Annotated in this window: 6 protein-coding genes; 2 read left to right on the top strand and 4 right to left on the bottom strand. The window is 70.4% G+C overall.

Features of this window, described 5'->3' with window-relative positions:
- The first annotated feature begins 141 nt into the window (after positions 1-141).
- Positions 142-705, top strand: a complete 564-nt coding sequence (locus ACZ4LX_RS06585) for a hypothetical protein (protein WP_467639269.1) — start codon at positions 142-144, stop codon at positions 703-705.
- A gap of 42 nt (positions 706-747) precedes the next feature.
- Positions 748-1,050: a hypothetical protein gene (locus ACZ4LX_RS06590; protein WP_467639266.1), complete on the top strand. Its 303-nt coding sequence runs from the start codon at positions 748-750 to the stop codon at positions 1,048-1,050.
- Between the two features lie 1,092 nt (positions 1,051-2,142).
- On the opposite strand, the gene fabD is transcribed toward ACZ4LX_RS06590, so the two are convergent.
- The 4 genes from fabD to ACZ4LX_RS06610 are packed head-to-tail and all read right to left on the bottom strand — an operon-like array spanning position 2,143 to position 17,237.
- Complete coding sequence (gene fabD / locus ACZ4LX_RS06595; RefSeq protein ID WP_467638870.1) at positions 2,143-3,390, bottom strand: ACP S-malonyltransferase; 1,248 nt, start codon at positions 3,388-3,390, stop codon at positions 2,143-2,145.
- Positions 3,390-4,454 (bottom strand): ketoacyl-ACP synthase III family protein, encoded by a 1,065-nt coding sequence (locus ACZ4LX_RS06600; RefSeq protein WP_467638867.1) that lies wholly within the window; start codon positions 4,452-4,454, stop codon positions 3,390-3,392. The genes fabD and ACZ4LX_RS06600 overlap by 1 nt, the downstream gene beginning before the upstream one ends.
- A complete protein-coding gene (locus ACZ4LX_RS06605) occupies positions 4,451-12,817 on the bottom strand; it encodes a type I polyketide synthase (RefSeq protein WP_467638864.1) in 8,367 nt (2,788 codons plus the stop codon). Before ACZ4LX_RS06605 ends, ACZ4LX_RS06600 begins: the two co-directional genes overlap by 4 nt.
- Positions 12,810-17,237 carry a beta-ketoacyl synthase N-terminal-like domain-containing protein gene (locus ACZ4LX_RS06610; RefSeq protein ID WP_467638861.1) on the bottom strand — a complete coding sequence of 1,476 codons (4,428 nt, stop codon included), beginning with the start codon at positions 17,235-17,237 and terminating at the stop codon, positions 12,810-12,812. The genes ACZ4LX_RS06605 and ACZ4LX_RS06610 overlap by 8 nt, the downstream gene beginning before the upstream one ends.
- Positions 17,238-17,241 lie beyond the last annotated feature (4 nt).

A 17,241-nucleotide genomic window follows, 5' to 3' on the forward strand; every position in this document is an offset into this window, starting at 1 on the left:
CCGCACGGTCGTGTGACGGAGGAGTGGAGCTACACACGTGGTGAGTACGTCCCCGGATGACGGACAGGATGGGATGATCTTGTATCCGACCACGTTCAAGGGGGGTGGGACGTACGCGCGGCATCCTGAGCCAGTAAGCTGGTGCTGCCCCGGCCCTACTGGAAGCCCGGATTCGACGGCCCCGTGAAGTTCAGCCGGGACGGCACCCTGCTCGCCGACCGGGAGGCGAAGAACGTGGTCTCCGTCCGCGACGTCGCCACCCTGAGGGAGGTCACCTCGATCAGGACAGCCGAGTCCCCGTCCCTGCTCGTGCCCGAACCGTCCATTCTGGGACCGTCCCTGCCTGCAGGGGATGCCTGGAATTGGAGCTTCGCCCACTTCTTCGACACCGAAGGAAAGATCCTCACCATCTCGGGAAAGGTGAGGCAGCGCTGGGAACCGCGCACCGGCCAGGAACTCGCGAAGTTCAACGTTGGGCCTCTGCTGCCCGACGGCAAGCCGGACGTCATGTTCGCCCCCGGTCCGGTGCCGAACGAGCGGGTCACGGCGGGACCCCCCGCCTCTGCGCAGCCATCGTCGACCGCCTCACCTTCGGCAGCAATATCATCGAAACCGGGACCACCTGCCCCGGCGAAGCAAGATGCGGTCGATTCCCCTTCGCGGCGGGGCCTGCCGTCGGTGGTCGTGCTCGGCCAAAGCGCCTGACATGTGGATGCTGGTGGGAGAAATCCATGAGGAGGGGGAGGCGTGGTTGTGCCACAGCCGGCAGGGTTGATATCGGCTTTGCTGAACAGGGCTGCTCGCGTCGACGAGCGCGACGATGCCGCGATGGACCTTGAGGCGTACTCGGGTGAGCACGTGGTGAAGGCGCTCATCGACGTGACCAGTTCGCCGGTCGAGGACGAGCTTGTGCTCGACTCGGCAGCAGAGTCCCTGGGCCGGATCCTGGCCCGGGACGGCGGGTGCCCTGAGGAGCTGCTTGCGTCTCTGCGCCCTGACGCAAGGCGCATGGTCGAGGAAATGCTGCGAGCGAGTCGCCAAGCGGAGTAGACGGCGGTGTCACTCAGCCCCCGGGGTCTTGTCGGCAGGGGATTGGGGGCAGAGCCATTGAGCGTTTTCAGCGTTGTCACTGATCGGGTGACGGTGCGGTGTGCGGATCGGGGTGTGCAACGGACAGGGCTCCCGCGCCGTTGAGGGAGGTGCTCGGCCCACCGCGTACCGTCGTGGGACAGTTCCGAACTGAAGACCTGAGCGGCCGGCTTCCCGTACTGGCTGGGACTGACGACACAGAAGTGCGCAACCACCGTCCGGGCACCGTTCTCGGACCGCACGCTCAGCGTGAGGTCCTTGAACGACCAGCCCGGCTGCTTGGCCTGTGTCTGGAGCCAGGACTCGAACGGCCGGGTGACCCGCCAGCCCGTCGCACTGCCCAACGCGCGGGCTACGTGCCTGATGTCGGGCACCGGACCCTGCCGGGGGCAGAAGACCAGGGCCTGGTGCCCGTCGGAGTCGGAACCGGCTGTCTCACCGGGATTGTGGAACGCCAGCACGGGCTTGTGACGGGCGATGTCCACGACCACGGGAGTCCCCAGCACTACGTCCTGGCTCAGAACCTGGGTGACCTCGACCCGGTCCGGTTCGCGTCCCGCGATCCGCGTGTCCCACCGTGTCGGCTGGTCGGTTTCCGGGCGTGCCATCATGAGCGGCTCCTGTCTCGGTTTACCCGAACATTGACCACTTTGTTACGCTTCGACAGATTCTGATTACTATGTGGCGTTTCTGGACGGCAATCGCAGGACGCGGACGGCATGCCCAGTACGGAGAGACGTGTTTGCCTCCCTGCGGACAAGGAAGCCTTCTTCGAAGGCCGTGTTCACGCCCTGCGGACGCTGGGCGGGTCCCCCGGGCCAAGGTCCGCCACGACGGCCTGAAGGCCGCCGTCGTGAGGGTGCTGGGGCGGGCAGGACGAGGACGGACGGAGGCCGACCGGTGGATCGGGATCGCTTCCGCTCGCGTTGCGGCATCGAGTGCTTCTATCGCCCCCGACCTGCCCGGGCACGGTGAGTGGCACGGCATGGTCGTGTCCATGTGTTCGTCCGCTTCCCCTACGGCAGGACGAGGTAGTGACGCATGCGGCGCTCGTCACGCGAGGGCGCGGATCGCCTCGATGGTCCGCTCCACGCCGAGGGCCCCGTCCGCACAGTCGCGCAGCAGGGCCGTCACCCGTTCGTCCTGGTATTCACGCAACGGCGCGGGTGGGGCCTCGGGCGCCGGGGCTCGGGCGATGTCGTCGCGGGTCAGGAGGTGGTCCGCCAGGGCGGCGCAGGTACGGTGCTGGAAGATGACGTCCGGCTTGATCGGAATACCGAGGACCTTCCCGGCCCGGCGGGCCAGGCGCACGTAGATGATGGAGTTGAGGCCGAGCTGCCGGAACGACGCGTCCTCGTCGAAGCCCAGCGCCTCGTCGCCGATCTCCGGCTGGAGGATCTCGCGCTTGATGCGCTCGATCAGGTCTCGGCGCAGGTCGGGTGCGGGCTCCTGCGCCGTGGTGATCCGGTCGATGAGCGAGGTGAGCACCTTCGATTCGCTCAGTTCCGTGAAAACGGACACGCCCGCGTCCCGCAGATACCGGATGCAGTCGGTCCAGCGGACGGGCTCGGCGATCTGCCCGGCGAGCAGTTCGCGGACTTCCTGCGCATCGGGGCCGAACGGCCGGCCGGTCACGTTGGAGATGACCGGTGTCCGCAGTTCGCCCACGTCGACCGAGGCCAGCAGGGTGCGGAAGTGCGCGGCGGCCGGGGCCATCGCCGGTGCGTGGAAGGGGCCGCTGACTCGGACCGGGACGAACCCTCTGACACCTTCCACCTTCTCGAACACCGGCTTGATCCGCGCCAGTTCCTCGCGGCTGCCGGAGAGCACGAACTGCTCGGGCGCGTTGTAGTTGGCGATGACGACGCCGGTGGCATCGTGCTGCTTCAGAGTCTCCTCGACGATCTGCTCGGAGACACCGACGACGGCGGCCATCGCACCGCCGCCGACTTGGCTCATCAGTTCCGCACGGCGTTGCACCAGCGTCAGGCCGGTCTCGAAGTCGAAGGCTCCGGCCGCGAACAGCGCACTGTACTCACCCAGGCTGTGACCCGCGAGAAAGTCCGCGGGCGGCAGGTCCTCCTGCGCCGCTGACCAGTGCAGCGCGTTGACGACGTAGATCGCGGGCTGCGCGTACGTGGTCTCGGAAAGCCGTCGTTCCGGGTTTTCCAGACAGAGCTCCTCGATCGGGTATCCGAGCACCCGGTCGGCGCGGCGACGGAGGTCGGGGAACCTTCCGAACAGGTCTCGTCCCATCCCCTTCTTCTGGATGCCCTGTCCCGGGAACACGTAGCAGCGCATCAGATCCGCCCGCCCCCGAGGCCGAATCCGGCCGACGGCGTCGGCCACTCGGGAAGCTCGACGATCCGGACCACGGCGCACGTCCAGGTGAAGCCGGCACCGACACCGAGCAGCATGCAGAGGTCGCCGACGTCGACGGCGCGCTCCCGAACGAGGTGGTCGAGTCCGGCGATCTGGTCGCCCGCGCCCAGGTGGCCGACGGTACGGCCCCAGGCCCAGGTCGTGCGATCGAGGCCGATATCGAGTGCGGCAAGGACCTCGCGCTGCACCACGATGCGTCCGAAGTGCGGTACGACGAACCGGGCGACGTCGCCCAGCCGAATGTCCGCGTCGCGCAGCGCTCGATCGACACAGTCGCTGAGGCCGGCCCGGAATCGGCGGGTGAACTCGTCGAGCTCCACGTCTCCCAGGTACTGCAGTTTGCGCAGACGCAGGTCGATGGGGAGCGTGGGGTCGTGGTGAGGCGTAAAGGGCGCGTCGCCGCGATGCAGACGCTCAAGGGTGGGATCCGACACCGTGGAGGTGCTCAGCACCTGTGCGAACCCGGACCTCTTGCTGAGCACCATCGCCGACGCACCGTCGCCGGGGACGATGCCGATGTCGCTGTTCCAGCGGTCGATCACCGGCAGGCCGACCTTGTCGGCGGTCGTCACCAGCGCCGCCACGTCGTCGGTGGCCGCGAGGGAGCGCGCCGCGATGTCCAAAGCGGTCATGCAGCCGTTGGAAGCGTTCTTGACCTCGAAGGCGAGCGCCGAATGGTCTCCGAGTACTTCGCGGTGGATGTAGGAAGCGGTCGGATAGAGCTCAAGGCCTTGGAAGTACACACAGGCGTGCAGCAGCAGCGCGATGTCGTCGGCCCGGTGGCCCGACCTTTCCAGGGCGTCTCTGGCAGCGGCCACCGCCATCTCGGGCGGAGCTTCGTCCATGGCCTCGCAGACCGACTCCAGTTGGGTGTCCTCGGCGTCCTGGGCGTCGAACCGGCCGTCGGCGACGGCCTGTTGGACCTTGGTCGCCGGGGGCAGGTAGGTGGCGGTACCCGCGATGAACAGGGCCTCTGTCTTCACTTCTCGTTCCCTCTCAGGGTGGTGGCGTCGTGGAGCAGGAGCCCGACGATGGCCTCGACGGTCGGGTAGTCGAACACCAGCGTGGCGGGCAGTGTGGTGTCCAGCCGCTTGGCGAGGCGCTTGCGCAACTGGACCATGGTGAGGGAGTCCATCCCGAGGGAACGCAGTGCCTTGTCGGCCGGCACGCTGTCGGGTCCGGGCAGGCCGAGCACGTCGGCGGCTTCGCCGCGGACCAGGTCCAGCAGCAGGGCCGGCCGTTCGGCTTCGGAGGCGTCCGCCATCCGCGTATCGAGCGACTGCGCGGTCTCGGAAACTTCGGCTCGGCGCCCTTCCGTTGTGCTTTGCAGCATGGTGCGCAGCAGGGGAGGCGCTTCCGCGTCGCCGAGCGCGTGTCGCAGCGAGCCCAGTTCCAGGCGCACCGGCATCAGCTGGGTCTCGGGCCGCGCCAGTGCGACATCCAGGGCGTTCAGGCCCTCGGCCAAGGTCAGGGCGCCGATCCCCTGACGTCGCAGGCGTCCCAGCTCGGCCTTGCCGAGGTGGGCGGTCATGCCCACTCCGGCCTGTTCCCAGAGCCCGAAAGCGAGGCTGAGTGCTGTCAGACCCCGCCCCCGCCGGTTCGCCGCCAGGGCGTCCAGCGTCGCGTTCGCCGCGGCGTACCCGCTCTGTCCCGCGGTGCCCAGCGTTCCGGCCGCCGAGGAGAAGAGTACGAACGCGGCCAGGTCCAGCCGCTCGGTCAACTCGTCCAACAGGCGCGCGCCCCGGACCTTGGGTGCCATCACCCGATGCAGCCGCTCTGCGGTAAAGCCCTCCACCAGGCCGTCGTCGAGCACGCCGGCGAGGTGGAACACAGCCGTGAGGGGATGGCTCGGGTCGATCCCCTCCAGGACCGCGGCCAATGCGGCCCGGTCCGCGACGTCGCCCGCGACCAGGTCCACGCGCTCGGCGCCCGCGGCTTCGAGCTCCCGCACGAACGAGCCGGCTTCGGGGGTGCCGCCACCGCGCCGCGACAGCAGCACGAGCCGCCGCGCTCCGTGCGCGCGGACCAGGTGTGCGGCAAGCGCGCTGCCGAGTTCGCCGAGGCCGCCGGTGATCAGCACCGTACCGTCCGGGTCGAGGGCGCGCGGCAGGGTCAGCACGGTCGTGTGCGCGGCGTTCCGCCGCGCGTGGCGCAGGGCATGCGGCGCGTCGCGTACGTCGAAGGCAGTGAACGCCCTCTTGTCCTGCCTCGGACCGGGGGCGGACGGATCAGCGGCCGCCTGCGCGAAGGTGAGGCTCGCGGGCATCGGCCGAAGGGCGGCGCCGTCCACGCGGATCTGACGGCCGAGCACCTCCGCCGCACTGCCCATGACCCGGTCACCCGCGTGCACGGAGGTGACGCCGCTGCCGGCCTCCATGACGATCCCCGCGAACTCCAGGACCTGTGCGCGCTCCGGGCTCATCCCGGCGGCGCGCACCTCGACGCGGACTTCCCATGGCGCGACCGGCTCCGGCGCGCCCTCGTCGTGCGCGGCGGCGATGACGTCCAGCTGGTCGTCTTCCCGCTGACGCAGGTGCCAGCCGCCTTCGTCCGGCAGGACGAGCGCGTCGACCTCCTCCACGGTCGGCCTTGCTCGTGGCACGTGAACGGTCTCGCCGCGCAGCACGCACTCCGGCTCACCGCCGGTCTCGATCACGCGCGCCAGGAGCCGGAAGTCCGGGGTACCGGGATCGAGGTCGATCAGGCGCAGGACGCGCTCGGGCTGCTCCGTGCGGGCCGTACGCACCATGCCCCACACCGCGGCGTGGGCCCAGTTCCCCACCTGATCGTCCGGGCTCGAAGACACCGCGTCACGGGTGACCCAGACGAGCTCCGCGCCCTGGAGCCGGGCGTCGCCCAAGCACACCTGAAGCGTCCGCAGCGCTTCCGCGGCGCTCCGCTCCGCATCGTCCCCCTGAGCGGACGCGCGGTCGGGCAGCGCGAACAGCAGCCGCCGAGGCGTGTCCGCACGGACATCGAGCCGCTTCACGAGGGCGTCCAGATCGGGTACGACGTCGGCGCCGAGCCCCGCGCCCAGCTCTGCGTCGCCGACCACGAGCGTGCCCGCAGGGCCGGCGGTGTCGGCCACGGGGTGTACGGGTTCGAAGCCGACGCGGTAGAGGTGCTCGGCGAACGGGTGTCCGCGACGTCTGCCGCGCTGGAACTTCAGCCTGCCGATCCGGGCCACCGGGTGGCCTGCCGGGTCGGCCAGCCATACGGTGGCCGGTGCGAGGCCCTCCTCCCCAACAGATTCGAACGACACTCGCACGGTCAGTTCTCTGCCTGCGGCACGAAACAGCTCGACGTCCGACCAGATGAACGGGACGAGCGGCCCAGGATCCGCACCCGCCTCCATCAGGCCGGCGACGACGGCCTGCAGTGCCGCGTCGAACAGCGACGGATGCAGGCCGTGGCCGGCCGGATCCAGCGCGTCCGGAAGGGATACCCGCGCGTAGTAGACGCCGTCGCTGAAGGTGAGTTCGCGCAGTCCTCGGAAGGCCGGGCCGTAGTCGAGCCCGTTGGCGAGGGCGCGTCCATAGAAGGCCTCGATATCGAGGGCCCGGGCATCGGGCACCGGCCAGTTGTCGATGTCCGGCGGCATCGTGACATCGGCGCCCGCGCGGGTCACGCACTCTCCGGTCACGTGCTGCTGCCAGATCAGCGGCTCATCCGTGTCCTCGGCCTGGCTGTGGAACGCGAAGGGGCGTCGTCCGTGCGCGTCCGTTCCGCCGACGGTGGCCTGGATGCGCAGCGCGCGGCCCGGAAGGAGGACGACCGGCTCCAGCAGCGTCAGGTCTGCCACGGCGTCGGCACCCGCGGTCCGGGCGGCGAACAGCGTGGCGTCGGTCAGGCCCGCGCCCGGCACGTAGACCTGCCCGCCGACGGCGTGATCGGCCAGCCACGGGCAGTCGTCGAGCGACAGCCGGCCGGTGAACAGGTGGCCGCCGCTGCCGGCGAGAGTTGTGATGGCATCGAACCACGGGTGGCCGTCCGTGCCCTGACCTGCCGTCACCATCACTGGCCCGGCCGGGAGTTCGCCGAGCCAGAAGCGTTGGCGCTGGAACGCGTACGTCGGGACGTCGGCCTTGCCGGCACCACGGGACCCGAGGACCCGTTCCCAGTCCAGAGAGAGGCCCCGCTCGAACAAGGCGGCGGCTGCTCGCCAGAGCTGGTCCAGGCCGCCCGAGGCGCCCTCGGAGGGTGTGCCGAGCTCGACGAACGCTCCGAAGCCCTCGCCACGCAGCCGCTCCAGCGCGCGGTCGAGCCCATGGGGATCCGGCTTCAGGTCGCGGAACCAGTAGTCGCCGCCGAGCTCCGGGCCCGGTACAACGCGGCCCGTCAGGCGCGAATAGAAGGGGATGGAAGTCCGGCCAGGGACAATCCCTGAGATCTCACCGCCGACCATCTCCCCCGAGCGCGCGCGAGCTTGAAGGACGATGACGCGGGCGCCGTCCTCCACGCTCAACGCCCCGCTCACCACGGCGGCGGCGACCTCGCCCTGCGCGTCGCCCACCACCGCCGCCGGCTCCACACCCCAGCTGCGCCACAGCGCCGCACGCCCGAGGTGGGTCGCGAACAGCGTGCACGGCAGCACATCCGGACTGTTCACGTCCTGCTCGCCGCGCAGCACCTTCAGCACGGACCAGCCGGTCAACGGCGAGAGGACCGCGTCGCATTCCGCCACGGTGTCGCGGAACACCGTGCTCTGTTCCAGCAGTTGACGGTGTGTCCCTGGCGGCTGCGCGCCCTGGCTGCCGCATACGAAGGCGAGCTTCCCCGGCGCCGCGGCGGAGCCGGGACCGACCGCCCGCAGAGCTTCGGCAGCGTCCTTGGCGTTGCCCGCGAAGACCACGGCGCGGGCGTCGAAGTGCGTACGGCCGACGGCGGAGGTGTAGGCGATATCGCCCATCGACGCGGCGGGCCGCGCGTCGAGCCATTCGGCCCAGTGCTGGGCCTGCGCTCGGAGGGCGGCGGTGTCGGTGCCTGAGATCACCAGCGGGTGGACGAGATCGTCGCCGGGCCGGTCCGCGACGACGGTCTCCGGTGCCTCTTCGATGATGACGTGCGTGTTGGTGCCACTGATACCGAATGAGCTGATGCCGGCGCGACGCACCCGACGTGTCCTCGGCCACTGCCTCGGCTGCCGCAGGAGCTCCAGTTCACCGCCGGTCCAGTCGATCCGGGTGTTCGGCCTTTCCACGTGCAGGGTGCGGGGCAGCCACTCGTGCTGAAGCGCCATCACCATCTTGATGACGCCGATGACACCGGAGGCCGCCTGAGCGTGGCCGATGTTGGACTTGGCGGATCCCAGGTGCAGGGGCCGCACGCGGCCCGAGAACACTGCGGCAAGGGCGCCGGCCTCGATGGGATCGCCGAGCACGGTGCCCGTGGCGTGCGCTTCGACGGCGTCGATGTCGGCCGGGGTCAGTCCCCCGTCGGCCAGGGCACTGCGCAGCACGCGCTGCTGCGCGGGGCCGTTCGGCGCGGTGAGCCCCTGGCTGCGGCCGTCCTGGTTCATGGCGGTGCCCCGCACCACGGCCAGCACACGGTCCCCGTCGCGCCTCGCGTCCGAAAGCCGCTTGAGCACCAGGACGCCGCAGCCTTCCGCCCAGCTCGTCCCGTCGGCGTCATCGGCGAAGCTCTTGCAGCGGCCGTCTGCCGCGAGCCCGTTGAGCCGGCTGAACTCGACGAAGATCTGCGGGGTGCTCATCACGGTCACTCCGCCGGCGAGCGCCAGGTCGCATTCGCCACTGCGCAGTGCCTCGCACGCGAGGCGCAAGGCCACGAGCGACGAGCTGCACGCGGTGTCGATGGTGAGCGCCGGCCCGGAAAGGCCGAGTGTGTAGGCCACACGCCCGGATATGAGGCTCGACCCGTTGCCCGTGATCTTGTAGCCGTCGCTGCTCGCGACGTCCCAGCGCCGGGCGATGTCGTAGTCCGAACTCATCGCGCCGAGGTAGACACCTGTGTTGCTCCCTTCGAGCGACGCGGTGCGCAGATTGGCCCGCTCAAGTGCCTCCCATACGACTTCCAGCACGAGCCGCTGCTGCGGGTCCAGGGACAGCGCCTCACGCGGGCTGAGCCCGAAGAACGCCGCGTCGAAGTCCTCGACGTCGCGTACGAAGCCGCCCCTGCGCTCGAAGCGCCGGCCGGTGGCGGCGCGCTCCGCCTCCTCGATCGTGCTGAGATCCCACCCGTCCCAGCGCTGTGGGAACGGGGAGGAGGCTTCGCGGCCGTCGACGAGCAGTTCCCAGAACGCTTCGGGCGTGTTGATTCCGTCCGGAAGCCGGCAGGCCATGGAGACGATCACGACGGGGTCGTCGTCATCGGGCCGCGTGGGCACCGCGGCAGCGGCGGGCGAGACTTCCGGAGGCTCGTACTCCGCGTCGGCGTGCGTCAGCAGCAGTGTCGCGATCGCTCGCGGTGTGGGGTAGTCGAAGGCGAGCACCGTCGGCAGCGCAACCCGTGTCCGTGCGCTGAGCCGGTTTCGCAGCTCGACCACCATGAGGGAGTCACAACCCTGTTCGCGCAGCGTCATGTCGGGGCGCACGCCTTCACCGGGCCGGCCGAGCAGAGCCGCGGCCTCCTCCGTGACGAGTGCGACCACTGATCCCAGACGCTCGGGTTCGGGCAGTGCCCTCACTTCCTCGCGCCACGAGGCGCGGTTCACGGCCGGGATCGCGTCGTCGTGTTCGTCCAGCCAGTAATTGCGGTGTTCGAACGCGTACGTCGGAAGGTCCGCCCTGCGCGTGTCCGAGGCCGAGAACACCCGTTCCCACAGGATCGGAACCCCTTGGACGTGGAGCTCTGCCAGCGCCCGCAGCGCCTGCTCGATCCCGCCGTGACCGCGGCGCAAGCTGCCCACCACGACGGCCGTCCCGTCGGCTTCGGTTCCCTGCGCCAGGGCTATCTGGAGCACCGGATGCGGGCTCACCTCGACGAAGGTCCCGAACCCGTCCGCTCGCAGGCGCTCCAGCGCGCGATCGAAGCGCACCGGCTCGCGCAGGTTGCGGCACCAGTAGTCCGCGTCGAGCTCCGGACCGGCTGGCCGCTCCCCCGTCACGCTCGAATAGAAGGCGATCCCCGTATCCGCGGGGGCGACGCCCGTGAGCTGCTCGCGCAGCGCGGGCAGCAGCGCATCCATGTGCGGGCTGTGTGACGCGTAGTCCACGTCCACGCGCTGGCAGTACGCGCCGGTGGCCTCCATCCGCGCGAGGAAGCGGTCCAGCGCCTCGGCGTCTCCGGCCACCACGGTCGACCGCGCGGTGTTCACCACCGCGACGGACAGCGCTTCGCCGCAGGCAGCCAGCTGCTCGACGACTTCGCCCACCGGGCGCTCCACGAGTCCCATCGCTCCGTCCGGCGCGTGATCGCGCACGGCTCGGGCGCGCAACGCCACGATGCGAGCGCCGTCCGCCAGGCTCAACGCCCCGCTGACGACCGCCGCGGCCACCTCGCCCTGGCTGTGGCCGACGACCGCCGAGGGCTCGACGCCCCAGGCGCGCCACATCGCCGCGAGACCGACATACATCGCGAACAACGCGGGCTGCACCACGTCCGTGCGTGTGAAGGGCGGTGCGAGACCGTCCTGCCCGCGCACGATCGCGGCCACCGAGAACCCGGTGTGCGCGATGAGGGCCTCGTCGCAGGCCGTCACGGCCTCGCGGAACGCGTCGCTCTGCTCCCACAGCGACCGGCCCATCCCCCACCACTGGGCTCCCTGGCCGGGAAAGACGAACGCGACGCGGCCTCGACCGGCAGCCGCGCCCGTCACCACCGCGTCGTGGCTCTCGTCCGCGGCGAGCGCCCGCAGACCGGCCACCGCCTCGTCCGTCCTTCCGGCGATCACCACGCCGCGCGCGGGGTGGTGTGTGCGGGTCGTCGCCAGCGAGCAGGCGATGTCGGACAGCCTTGTCCCGGGCGACCGCCCGAGGTGGCTCGCCAGCTTCGCGGCGTTGCGCGCGAGCGAGTGCGGGCTCGTGCCGGAGACCGTCAGGCAGACCGGACCACCCGCGTCCGGCGTGGTCTCCACCGGCGCGCCCTCGGGCGCCTCGCCGAGGGCGACGTGCGCGTTGGTGCCGCCGTATCCGAAACTGCTCACTCCCGCGAACCGCGGCCCGGCAGGCCACGCAGCCGCCTCGGTGACCACTTCCAGGCGTTCCTCGGGGAAATCGATGCGCGGGTTCGGTGTGCGGAAGTGCAGGCTCGGCGGAATGACACCGTGGTGCACCGCCAGCGCGGCCTTGACGAGCCCGAGCACTCCGGCCGCCGGCTCGAGATGGCCGAAGTTCGTCTTCGCCGAGCCGATGCGCAGCGGCGCGCGCCGTTCGGGCCCGAACACGGTGCCGAGCGCGCCCGCCTCCGTCACGTCGCCCAGGGGCGTGCCAGTGCCGTGTGCCTCGACGTACGACACCGCGGACGGCGCGACGCCGGCGTTCTCCCATGCCGAGCGCAGCACCTCCGTCTGCGCCTCGCGGCCGGGGGCGGTCAGTCCATCGGTCGCGCCGTCGTTGTTGACGGCGCTGCCGTGCACCAGCGCGTAGACGCGGTCGCCGTCGGCGAGCGCGTCGGACAGCCGGCGCAGCACGACTACCGCGCAGCCCTCGCCCCGGGCGTAGCCGTCACCGTCGCCGTCGAAGGCCCGGCACAGGCCGGCGGGGCTCTGGGTGCCGAGTTTCGTCAGGGCCACCGAGGTGTTCGGATGCAGCATCAGGTTGACGCCGCCGGCCAGTGCGAAGTCCGACTCGCCGGAGCGCAGGCTCTGCACGGCGAGGTGCACCGCGACCAGGGAGGAGCTCGACGCGGTCGCCACGCCCATCGCGGGGCCGCGCAGCCCCAGCGCGTAGGCGATGCGGGACGGGATCACCGAGTTGTCCCAGCCGATGGCCGAGTGGGCGTGGATCGCCTCGGCAGCGCCCTGCGTGAACAGCGGGTACTCCTGCCACATCGCGCCCATGAAGACACCGGTGCGTGTGCCCGCGAGACTCGCTGTGGAACGCCGCGCGTCCTCGACCGCGGCGCAGGCCACCTCCAGGGCGATCCGCTGCTGCGGGTCCATCTGCCGTGCCTCGGCCGGTGAGATGCCGAAGTACTCCGCGTCGAATCCCATGACGTCGTCGAGGAACCCGCCTCGACGGTTCGCCGCCCCGCCGGATGCCTCCGCTTCGGCCCATGCGGTGGCGTTCCACCGGTTGGGCGGCACCTGGCGCACCGCGTCGACACCCCTGAGCAGGGCCTGCCAGAGTGCGGTCGGATCGTCGATCAGCGCCGGCAGTCGGCAGCCGATGCCGACGATCGCCACCGGCTCGTGGCGGTCGTACATAGGGGCGGCGGTCTGGTCAGCCACGGGAGGCCCCGATCTCGTCGGACGCGTAGAGCGCCAGGCATGTCTCCTCGATCGCGGCGAGCGGCTCCGCGTCGTTCAGGATCGTCATGTGGTTCGCGGCGTCGATCTCCACCAGGCGAAGGCCCGGCAGCTCGCGCGCCCAGTCCTGCTGGTAATTCACGTGGTCGAGGGAGAAGGTCTCGCCGGCGACCTGGAAGTAGGGTTCGACCTCGCCCAGGAAGAGCCCGCGCCGGTTGCGGAAGTAGGTGCACCTCACGGCTTCCGGCCGCGACAGAGGTCTGATGGTGTGCTCGCCGAGCCGGTAGGCGAGCTGGATCTCCATGGTGCGCCTGATGAACCGCTCGATCTGGGCAGGTCTCATGGCGAGGCCGCGGTCGGCCGCCAACTCCGCGAGCCGCAGGACGAACGTGTCCTCGTCCAGGTCCTCCGCGACCTCGTCCCGGTGGACGAGACGGGCACGCATGCGCGCAGGGTCCTTCTCCCCCGCCGGCCAGAGCAGGGAATTGACGACCTGCAGAGCCGCGCTCCGCGCCGACTGGAAGCCGTTCGCGTTCGACTTCGCCAGGCCGGTCTCGTCCGGCGAGTCCACCATCGTCAGCGAGGCCACGTCCTGGCCCTGCTCCTGGAGACGCCGGGTCACCTCATAGGCGACGATGCCGCCGAGGCAGAATCCGCCGACGTCGTACGGCCCCTCCGGCTGCACCGAGCGGATGACCTCGGTGTAGTACTCGGCCATGGCCGTGACGCCTTCGATCGGCGCGTCCTCGGTCAGCAGGCCACGGGCCTGGATGCCGTAGAACGGGCGGTCGATCCGCTCGGCGATCGTGCGGTAGGACTCGACGCCGGCGAGGGCTCCGTGGATCCAGAAGACCGGCCTGCCCTCGGTCGCGCCGTTGAGGCGTACCAGCTCCTGGGCCGGCGCGCGTGTGGAGCGGGTCTCCGCCTCGGGCAGCCTCGCGACCACGTCGTTCAATGTGTCGTGCGGCTGCCACCATTCAGGCTGGAACCCCGGAAACACCTTGCTGATCCGGCCCAGCATCGCGACCAGAAGCAGGGAGTTGAGACCGTAGTCGGCGAGCGACCTCGTGCTGTCGATCTCGTGGCGCGACAGGCCCAGCACCGAGGCGACGAGGTCGGCCACGAAAGCCTCGCCGTCCAAAGGGGCGACGCCCGTGTGCGAGGCCTGATCCGACCGCTGCGCCTGCTCGGCGAAACAAGGCAGACGTGCGAAGGGGTACCCGGGCAGTGCGATCCGCCTGCGTCGGGCGCCGCGACGCATCAGGTCCCAGTCCATGAACGTACCCGAGGCCCAGAGTTCTGCTGCCTGGTCCAGCTGTGGCCTCCCGTCGTGCTCGGCGCCGGCAGCGGGATCGACGCCGTCGCCGAACGCCACATGGGCGAGCGTGTCCGGGTCGCCGTTGAGCCAGCCGCCCAGAATACGAGCGGCCTCGTCCGTGCTCTGCGCCACGAACGCCAGCCGGCAGCTCATCGCTTCCCGGCCGGCCTGCAAGGTGTACGCGATGTCCGCCCAGGAGCGCGGATCCGCTTCGGCAAGCCGATGAATGAGCCGGCGCGCCCGTTCGCGCAGAGCGTCGACGCTCTGCGCCGAGAGGACAAGGACCTGTGCGCCCGGGTCGTCGTCCGGGTTCGCGGAGGCGATGTGCTGCTCCAGCACCACATGCGCGTTGACACCGCCGATCCCGAAGCTGTGCATGCTCGCACGGCGGGGCAGCGGCCGGCCGGCGCCGTCGGTGCGCTCGGGCCAGGGCATGTTCTGTGTGGCGATGCGCAGCCGCGTGCCCTTGAGGGAGAGGTCGCGGTGCAGCCGCCCGAAGCCCGGGAGCGCCGGGATCACCCCGTGCCGCATCGCCTGCGCGGTCTTCACCAGCGCCGCCAGACCGGAGACCACCTCCGTGTGCCCGATGCAGGGCTTCACACTGCCCAGATACGTCGTGTTTTCGCCGTCGTCCTCGGTGCGGAGTCCGGCGCCGAGCGCCGCCAGTTCCGCGCTGTCCGCCAGCATCGAGCTCATGCCGTGGGTCTCGATGTAATCCACGGCGCCCGGATCGATCGCGGCGTCGGCGTAGGCGTGCGCGACGGCTGTCTTCATGCCCTTGATGTTCGGTGCCGTGAAGGACACCCCCCTGCCGCCGTGGGCCACTCCGGTGCCGCGCACGACGCAGTGGACGAAATCCCCGTCCTCCATGGCCCGTCTCAGTGGTTTGATCAGTACGGCGGCGACGCCCTCGCTGCGCGCTGTACCGTCGGCGCCCTGCTGGAACGGCCGGACGTCGCCGCTCGGGCTGAGCATCCCCGCGGCCTGCATCCCGCCGAAACCTGCGGGCGACATCACCAGGTTCACCCCGCCGACGAGCGCCTGCTCGCACTCGCCGTCGCGGATGGACCGGATCGCCCGGTGCAGGGCCACGAACGAGGACGAGCACGTCGTGTCGCACTGCTCGCTGGGGCCGTTGAGGTCGAGCAGGTACGAGATCCGGTTGGGCACCATCGCGGGCGACGGCAGGCTCATCAGGTCCATGGCGGCGGGCCGGTATTCGCTCTGCGTCGTAGCGACGAACACGCCCGTGGGCCGGTTCCGCAGCTCGGCCGGCCGGTAGCCCGCGTCCTCGACCGCGTTCCACGACGTCATCAACAGCAGGCGCAGCTCCGGTGTCACCTGGCGCGCCTCGGTCATCGACATGCGGAAGAAGAGAGGATCGAATTCATGCACCCCGTCGAGGAATCCGCCCCGCAGCGCGGCTGCCTCCTCGCCGTAGCACGCCCAGTCCGCGCGCTTCTCCGGCGGTGCGGTGATGCACCGTCTGCCTTGCTCGACGATCCGCCAGAACTCGTCGACGTCGTCGGCCCCGGGGAAGCGTGCGGACATGCCGACGATCGCCATGCCGTCGAGCGCGGCCTCGTCGGGCTCAGGCTGAGGTCGAGGTTGAGGTCGCGCGGGACCGGGCGCCGGGTCCGGCGACGCGGGCTCCGGCGGAAGCACATCCCGCAGGTCATCGGCGTATTCGGAGACGATGAACTCGCCGAGCTCGGCCAGGGTGTTGTGCTCGAACAGCACAGTGATGTCGAGGTCGATGCCGAGCGTCCCGCCGAGGGTCCGGGCCACGTTCACCGCGAAGATCGAATCGAGCCCGTAGTTCGAGAAGGGCTCGCCCCGCCCGATCCTCGTCCGCGGGATGTCCAACGCCTCTGCCAGCACATCGAGCGCGACTGCCTCGATGTGGGCACGCAGCCGGTCTCCGGGCTCGCTCCCCGCGCTGTGCCCGGCCATGGCCCGCGCCGGACTCTCAAGCACCGGCGCCACGTGCGGCGCGGACGGACGCGGTACGGCCGTCGCCTGCCGTATGACCCCGTCGCTCTCGGCCACGATGATCTGCTGTCCCAGATCCTCGGCATCCTGCGCGGGCAGAGCGATCGCGCCGAATCCCTCCCGTGTCAGGACGTGCCGCCAGTGCGCCGTGGAGAGCAGCGGGCTGCCCTGGATTCGCAGGTGCGGGTCCTCGTAGCGCCACCATCCGTCGAGGAGGCCGAACGAGAACTGGCTGAGCAGGTTGTTCGCGGTCAGCTCGTTCAGGACCAGCAGTCCGCCGGGCCGGAGAAGCGCCTTGGCGTTGCGCAGGGTGTGGCGGATGTCCCGGGTGGCATGCAGGACGTTGGCGGCGACCACGACGTCGTACCCGCCGAGGGTGAGGCCCTGATCCGCCACCGGGCGCTCGATGTCCAGGATTCGGCAGGTCAGCGAAGGATTTCCGGCACCGAACGAACGCTCCGCGTGGTTCAGGAAGGCCCTTGATATGTCGGTGTAGCAGTACTCGCGCACGTCCAGCCGCGCGGACCGCAGGGCCTCCAGGACGACGGCGCTCGTGGCACCCGTGCCGGCGCCGATCTCCAGGATCCGCACGGCATCCGGTGTCACGGCTCGTGCCCGCCGTCGCAGCCGCGCCACCAAGTCGGCTGCCAGCACCTGGTTGAAGAACGCTGACGCCGGGTTGGTCGCGTAGGCGTTCTGCACCAGCTCCAGCGATCCCCCGGGAAAGATGACCTCGGTGGCCGGTCGCCGTCCGCTGAGGATGTCGGGGAAGGCACGCAAGGTGGTTTCCACCAGCAGATGGGTGGCCGCGAGATCGGGATTCTCCTGCCATGCGGGCTTTTCCGTCTCCCACTCGCGCCACAGCTGCTCGATCGGCCGGCACGGCACGGCATCATCGAGCAGGATCCTGCCGTCCCGCCGCTCGATGTGGCCGGCCCGCTCGAAGACGCGCAGGCACTCGTCGAACCAGGCGCCGTACCCCGGCGCGAGGCCTGCGGACTCCCGTGCGGCTTCCGGAGTCTGCCCGGATGTACGGAACGCGCCGAGCGTGCGCAGATGGGACCAGAGAAAATCGAGCAGCAGCTGTTTCATGATC

Source organism: Streptomyces sp. NPDC026062 (genome assembly GCF_055568375.1).

Bases quoted from the DNA above. Each gene is read 5' to 3' on its own strand.
- fabD (WP_467638870.1), bottom strand. From the start codon at position 3,390: ATGCGCTGCTACGTGTTCCCGGGACAGGGCATCCAGAAGAAGGGGATG.
- ACZ4LX_RS06610 (WP_467638861.1), bottom strand. From the start codon at position 17,237: ATGAAACAGCTGCTGCTCGATTTTCTCTGGTCCCATCTGCGCACGCTC.